Raw genomic sequence first — 6,581 nt, 5'->3', positions numbered from 1 at the left:
AGGTGAATGATTGAAGTGAAGGGTGGCGACTCCAGCGGAAAAAGCGAGGCCCAAGTGAAACCCCGCAGTCGCACAAAATGGAACAAAGGCGTGACCAACACCCTGTTGGCCTGAGGAGGCTCACTGACCGCCCGCGGAAAGCGTCCGCCTGCAACGGAAATCATACCAGAAACCAAAGTGGATACTGTGTACTCTCTTAAAAGTACATCGAAAGTTATCTTCAAAATGCTCGTATATCTAATGGAGTTGAAACAAATAGTATATATAACATAATTAAAGGAGGTGCTAACATGGATGCAACACGCGCACAAGAAATATCTTCTTCAGAAAGCATGGTAAGTGTATCCTATAATGGACAATCCGTTTACATTGAACATGTGGATCAAAGTAACGGACTAGCAACAGTCCATCCCCTTGACAATCCAACTAACAAACAAAGTGTCTCTGTAACAGAATTAGCTGAACAATAACTGAGCTTGGCGTCAATGTTTTTACAAATAAGCGTATCAACTAAAATGTTGGTACGCATTATCTATTAAGAAGAAAGCTTTATTTGATCTCAGTATATCTTTTGGTTATATCTAACCGCATCTGAAACTTTAATGAATCTTCCGCATCCAAAATACAAACCTATCTACTATTAATCCTTCTTTATTTCACTGGTTCCTGTGATTTCAATTCCGTTCAGTGCTTGTGTTGCTAGCCGATCAGCTTCTGCATTAGATTTTCGTGGCACCTGTTCATACTCTGCCTGAATGCCAAGATCTTTCAGCTTCATTTCAATCCGTTCCATCCAGTCCGAAAGATCCTCCTCTATTACCAGCCACTCCCCACTCATCTGGTTAATGACCACTTTCGAATCTCCTATAAAGCGTACCGGTAAATGATGGACTTTCAGGAGTTCAAGTTCTTGTAGACTAAAGTAAAGTGCTGCATATTCGGCGTCGTTATTAGATGTATGCTCAGAAGCAGGTGTATTACTTCGTAAACGATACGACTTCCCGTTCTGCTCATAATAGATGACACAGCCTAGGCCAGATCTACTGGTCTCCCGATCGAATCCCGCATCGAAATAGACGCTGACGTTATGCGGTTCAGTCTCAATTCCTTTCAAATAACCCTTCATTTCTTTCATCGTCCAGGAACTGTCAAACTGGTCAATGAACGCTATGCTTTTGGCGCGCCCAGTCTTATCCAGGTCTTCCGCGATAAGCATGGCATGTGCCGCAGAAATCTCATTTGAGCTAAAAACGGTTTCAGCACCTTTAGATGTTTTATAAATCCATTCCATTCGGATGTTCATAATGATGCCCCCTTATCACAATACGTTTTATAAAAAACCTCTTGAAAGGTTGATAGATCAAGGGTTGAACGAAAAAACTTGTATACCCATTAAATCACAACCACCTCTTCTTAAGAGCGTGTCTTGAACTTGTTTTGCACAGTTTTTCGACACTACCCACAATATATATATGATTTATTTTTGTCTCATTATCTCCTGCACAAATTATAAATAACTTGTTATAAGGATGGAACAATTGAAGTGGTACTATACGAATTTTACCATATTACTTTTAAGATGAATGAATTCTGGTCGTACTTTGGAATCAAAAAGACGACCGAAGATGTAAATCCGGTCGTCTCCTATTGTAATTGTTATAAATTTAGTAATGCCTAACTTTGTATTCTAATAAAGAATTGCAGCATAAGTACATCCTTCTTCTAACTTATTCTCAATACTTTTTAGTGTTATGAGACAACTCATGCAAGTCAGCAGGTAAAGGATGACTAAAGTAATATCCTTGCCCCTCGTCACAATCTTCTTCATTTAGAAAAGATAATTGCATTTCATCTTCAATCCCTTCAGCAACTACCCCCATACCTAATTTATGCGCTAAGGATATAATGGTTGATGTTATTGCCTTCCCCTGTAAATTATTTCCAATATCACTTACAAAACTTCGGTCGATTTTAACTTTATCGAACGAAAATTGTCTTAAATAACTAAGAGATGTATAACCTGTGCCAAAATCATCAATTGACATAGATAGACCAAGTTTTTTTAAATTTAATAAATTGTCTTTCAGCGTTTTAGTATCCTCCATCAATGTGCTTTCAGTGATTTCAAGTTCCAACCACATCGAATCGAGACCTGTTTCTTGAAGAACTGTTTTTACCATTTCAACAAAGTTTTTATTTTGCAATTGGATTGCTGAAATGTTCACACATATTTTAAAAGGGGAGTAACCTAAATTTTGCCACTCTTTATTCTGGGAACAAGCTGAATGCAGAACCCATTTTCCGATTGAAATAATTTGTCCACTTTCCTCCGAAATAGGAATAAAATTATCGGGTGGTACAAGTCCAAGATCCGGGTGTTTCCATCTTATCAACGCCTCCATACCACTTATTTCTCCTGTCTTCAACAAAGTAATTGGTTGATAATAAAGGACCAACTCCTGATTTTGAATAGCAGATTTTAAGCCCTTTTCTATTTTTAATTTATATGCATTTTTTTGTTCCATCTCATCTGAATAGAATGTATAATTATTTTTACCATATTTCTTAGTATAGTACATGGCGGTGTCTGCTTTTTTAATCAGTCCATCCACACTCTCTACTGAACCAGAGCTAAAAGCAATTCCAATGCTTGCTGAAACAGTTAAGGAATGACCCATAATATCAAATGGCTCCGCCAAGGCCTGGTTGAGTTGCTCAGCCATTTTAACGACTTTCTGATAATCGGAGTTAGGAATCAAAATAGCAAACTCATCTCCTCCGAATCTTCCAACGGTATCTGTTTCCTCAACATTTTCAGTTAAACGTTGCGAAACAATTTTTAAAAATTCGTCTCCTAAATAATGTCCTAACGAATCGTTAATATATTTAAAACGGTCTAAGTCAAGAAAGAGAACAGTGGTTTTACTTTCATTTTCAGTCGAAAGTAAGAGAACTTTTTCTAATCGTATTTCAAATAATTTTCGGTTTGGCAACTTTGTTAATGAATCGAAGAAAACAAGCTCTTCCATTAATTTTTTTTGTTCATTTTTTTCTGTAATATCTTTTGCAATACCATACACGCCTATAATTTCATCATCCAATTTCTTAGGGAAATTTGAGATTTCTAGGTTTCTTCGCTTTCCATCTCTTCTAATTACACTAATTTCATATTTTGTTGCAATTCCCTGTTTTGCGATCTCAAAATTTCTAACAGCTTTCGGTAATTCTTCAGATAATACAAGTGGAGCAAAAGACGTATTTATCAGTTCATGAGTTGAATAACCAGTCAACATTTCACAAGCCGGATTTATCTCTGTGAACAATCCTTCCATATCTAAAGCAAAAATTCCATCCGGGTTATTATAAAAAAGTGATTTGAAACGTTCCTGATTGTCTTTTAGCAGGTTACTCGCTGTAACTTCTTCGGTTACATCAAATACAGTACCAAATAAAACCGCTTCTCCGTTTCTAATTGTTTTTGTAGAATTAATTTCAACGTGAAGTAACTTTCCATCTTTTTTGTTTACTCTCACTCGATAACGCGAATCAGTTTCTTGATTATTATTTTTTTTCATAATCCTTTCTCTTACAAAAGATAAATCAGAAGGATGGATTATATTATCTATTGTAATACCACCAACTAGTAATTCCTCTTCTGTGTATCCAGTAAGGTTACAGAAATGATTATTCACATAAGAAAATGACGTACCCTTCAATATGTACATACTTATATGCGAATTTTGAACCAACACATCGAACATTTGTCTATAAAATAAATCGATTTTTTGTGATTTTTTTAAATCTGAAACAAAGCCTTGTTCTAAATTTTTTCCATTTAACATTTGTTATCCTCCCTAGTATTATGTCTAGAGTTAAAGGGGTAGCTTAAAATTATTAAAATATTAAGAAAGTTATGTATTCTGTGTTTTGTATCCAAGAACTAAATTTCAGTTTAAAGTTGATTAATAATATTAGATAAGATAAAATTGTATGTTAAATTTTTATGGTCTTATAAATACTTTACCATAAATTCTTTCATAGGACATACTGTTTACCACCATGTAACAACAAGTCACTCCAAGCTTTTCATATCTTTGCCAATGGAAAGCCAAAATATTCTTCACTTTCATTTTGGGAAGAAGTTTAGCTATTTCATTAACTGCTCTTCGCACAAAAAGGCGGCCTAAGTTGCGGCCGCCTTCATTTAATAGTACTAATATTTTATTCCAATCAAACTCTTAAGCTATTCTTGTTTAGAAATACTTTTTAATGTGATTAGATAACTCATGTTGATCAGCAGGTAAAGGACGACTAAAATAATATCCTTGTCCTTGATCACAGTTTTCTGCTTGCAGATAGGATAATTGTGTTTCACCTTCAATTCCCTCTGCAATAACCCCCATACTTAATTTCTGCGCCAAAGAAATAATGGTCGAGGTAATCGCTTTAGCATGCGAATCATTGCCAATGTCTCCAATAAAACTGCGATCGATTTTAACTCGATCAAATGAAAATTGTCTCAAATAACTAAGGGACGTATAACCTGTACCAAAGTCATCAATTGACATTGAAATACCCAATGCCTTTAAGTTTAGCAAATTTTCTTTCAGTGTTTTAGTATCTTCTAATAATATACTTTCTGTGATTTCAAGTTCTAACCATTGTGAATCAAGTCCTGTATCATCAAGTATCGATTTTACTGTCTGAACTATGTTTGATTGCTGTAATTGTATAACGGAAATATTTACACATATTTTGAATGGTGGAATCCCAAGGTGCTGCCATGCTTTATTTTGGGAACATGCTGTATAGAGAACCCACTTTCCAATCGGAATAATTTCTCCACTTTCCTCAGAAATCGGGATAAAATTATCGGGAGGTACAAGTCCAAGTTCAGGGTGATTCCACCGTATCAAAGCTTCCATACCAGTAAGTTCTCTAGTCTTCAAATCAATAATAGGCTGGTAATAAAGAACAAACTCATTATTATTAATTGCATTCTTTAAATCTTTTTCGATAGTAAGTTTATAGGCCGTTTTTTGATCAAGTTCTGCTGAATAAAACGTATAACTATTTTTCCCGAATTCTTTAGTATAGTACATTGCGGTATCAGCCTTTTTAATTAACCCATCCACACTCTCGCCTGCTCCGTTACTGACTGCGATTCCTATGCTTGCTGTGATGGATAAAGAATGACCCATGACATCAAATGGTTGTGCAAGTGCATGATTAAGTTTTTGTGCTATTAAAATGGTTTCGTTCCTATCTGTATTGGGCAGCAAGATAGCAAACTCGTCCCCGCCAAATCTTCCGACTGTATCAGTTTCCCCTACATTGTTTGTTAAACGTTTCGAAACGGTTTTTAAAAATTCATCCCCCAAATGATGACCTAACGAATCGTTAATGAATTTAAAACGGTCTAAGTCCAAAAATAGGACAGTAGGCTGATTTTTGTTCGTTTCTGATATAATAAAAACTTGTTTCAAGCGATCTTCAAATAACTTTCGATTCGGTAACTTAGTTAATGAGTCATAGAACACAAGCTCCTCCATCAGTTTTCTGTTTTCATATTTCTCTGTAATATCTTTTGCAATGCCATATGTACCTACTATTTTCCCTGTGTGTTTCATAGGAAAACTTGAAATTTCTAAGTTCCTGCGCTTTCCATCTTTTCGAGTAATGGTTATTTCATAGGAGTTTGCAATTCCTTGTGTTGCTTCCACAAAATAATTAAGTGTAGTTGCTAAATCTTCAGATACAATAAGTGGGGTGAATGACATATCAATTAATTCATCCTTAGAATACCCTGACAACACTTCACATCCTGGGTTTGCGTCTGTAAAATCCCCTTCTAAATCGAAAGTAAAGATAGCATCAGGATTATTATAAAACAGGGATTTGAAACGTTCTTGACTTTCCTTAAGGAGGATATTTGCAGTAACTTCTTTCGTTACATCAAAAACTGTACCAAACAGGACCTTTTTTCCATTTCTAACTAACTTTGTTGAATGAATCTCAACGTGGATGATATCTCCATCTTTTTTGTTGATTCTCACCCTATATCGTGCATCAGTCTCCTCGCCTGTATTTCTTCCTTGTACTAAAAATAAGTCTTCCGGATGGATTAAGTTGTTTATTCTACCAGCAAAGATTTCCTCTTCAGTATATCCAACAAGACTACAGAAGTTTTTGTTTACGTACGTAAAGTTCCAATTTTCAATCATGTACACACTTACTGGTGAATTACGAATCATTACCTCGAACATTTCTTTATAAAATGAAGCATCTTTTTGCGTTTTTTCTAAGTGTGAATCTGATACATCTTCTTTATTGTAAACATTTTTCAATTGTGTTTCCCCCAAAGATTGCATGATCTAGAATTAGTAAAACTTCAAAACTTTATCGTATTTTGGTAAGTATTTCTACTATAAGTTAAAAGTAGATTATTAATATTTGACAATATTAGATTAAATTCTTTACTTAGAATACTTTACCATATATTCAATAGGAATAGACCGAAATTCATTACTCAGCTCTTTCTCCTGCTGTCATTCCTGGAGCAATTTTATACATACATCTTA

4 protein-coding genes are annotated in these 6,581 nt (G+C 35.0%); 1 reads left to right on the top strand and 3 read right to left on the bottom strand.

Annotated features, from left to right (window positions below):
- Positions 1-290 precede the first annotated feature (290 nt).
- A complete protein-coding gene (locus B371_RS0115320; protein WP_019415193.1) occupies positions 291-470 on the top strand; it encodes a small acid-soluble spore protein H in 180 nt (59 codons plus the stop codon).
- A 170-nt stretch (positions 471-640) separates the two neighbouring features.
- Here B371_RS0115320 and B371_RS0115315 read toward each other — a convergent pair whose 3' ends face one another.
- The 3 genes from B371_RS0115315 to B371_RS0115305 form a co-directional block, all read right to left on the bottom strand.
- Positions 641-1,303: a reverse transcriptase-like protein gene (locus tag B371_RS0115315; RefSeq protein ID WP_019415192.1), complete on the bottom strand. Its 663-nt coding sequence runs from the start codon at positions 1,301-1,303 to the stop codon at positions 641-643.
- Between the two features lie 430 nt (positions 1,304-1,733).
- The gene (locus B371_RS0115310) at positions 1,734-3,842 is read right to left on the bottom strand and encodes a bifunctional diguanylate cyclase/phosphodiesterase (RefSeq protein ID WP_019415191.1); all 2,109 of its coding nucleotides are present in this window, start codon (positions 3,840-3,842) and stop codon (positions 1,734-1,736) included.
- Positions 3,843-4,253: 411 nt separating this feature from the next.
- Positions 4,254-6,347: a bifunctional diguanylate cyclase/phosphodiesterase gene (locus B371_RS0115305; RefSeq protein WP_019415190.1), complete on the bottom strand. Its 2,094-nt coding sequence runs from the start codon at positions 6,345-6,347 to the stop codon at positions 4,254-4,256.
- Positions 6,348-6,581 lie beyond the last annotated feature (234 nt).

This window comes from Paenisporosarcina sp. TG20 (assembly GCF_000286315.1).
Lineage (GTDB): Bacteria > Bacillota > Bacilli > Bacillales_A > Planococcaceae > Paenisporosarcina.
This window is presented reverse-complemented; position numbering and strand designations above follow the sequence as displayed.

What these genes read in the sequence shown, in the direction of transcription:
- B371_RS0115310 (WP_019415191.1), bottom strand. Translation starts at nt 3,842, where the DNA reads ATGTTAAATGGAAAAAATTTAGAACAAGGCTTTGTTTCAGATTTAAAA.
- B371_RS0115315 (WP_019415192.1), bottom strand. Translation starts at nt 1,303, where the DNA reads ATGAACATCCGAATGGAATGGATTTATAAAACATCTAAAGGTGCTGAA.
- B371_RS0115320 (WP_019415193.1), top strand. Translation starts at nt 291, where the DNA reads ATGGATGCAACACGCGCACAAGAAATATCTTCTTCAGAAAGCATGGTA.